Here is a 590-nt window from a genome sequence, read left to right as displayed (position 1 = left end):
TCATAAGAAGATGTATCTATTGCTTCGTTACGTCTAGCCATAAATTCTTCTAGCTGTCCGCATAAAGCAGGCAAAACCCTATTAGCTCTTACTAAAAATGGATCAAACTTTGCATGCCTATCATGATCAGTTGCGCTAATAAAAGCATCTTTGGTCACTAAATCATTTATTTCTGGTAGTGTTGTTGCAAGGTATATAATACTTGATAAAAGGTCTGGTATCTCCCTTATAGAAAAGACACTTTGTAAATTTTCTTTTTTGGTAGCAGAAATTTCAACAGATATATTGCTATTTAAAATGGCGTTTTGTAATCCAATATTGCTTAGAGTATCTTCTCCTTGGTTCTTATGTGACTCGTCTATTATGTTTATAGACGCATTTTTACCATTTTGTAGGGTAAAAGTATTGCTCTTGGTGCTTAATATTTTGGCTTGATCACTTGCCCTTAGTTTTATACTCTCTTTAGTATCTAACGAAATTTTTGTTTCCCAGGATTGATTATTGTTTTTTGTAAAATCTACTGTTATTATGTTTTTATTAAGTTGGACACTTTCAAAAAGCTCTTGTTTTTCAGGGTTAAATTTTAAGCC

At 32.0% G+C, this 590-nt stretch carries 1 protein-coding gene; it reads right to left on the bottom strand.

The genetic code is table 11. From position 1 onward, the window contains the following. Window positions 1–590 (bottom strand): hypothetical protein (locus CYP28_RS10250; RefSeq protein WP_181000404.1); only part of this gene is annotated, 590 nt, incomplete at both ends.

The organism is Campylobacter concisus (genome assembly GCF_002914195.1).
In the GTDB taxonomy this organism is placed as follows: domain Bacteria; phylum Campylobacterota; class Campylobacteria; order Campylobacterales; family Campylobacteraceae; genus Campylobacter_A; species Campylobacter_A concisus_M.
Note: the sequence above shows the minus strand (reverse complement) of the source record. Positions and strands in the feature narration are given on the sequence as shown.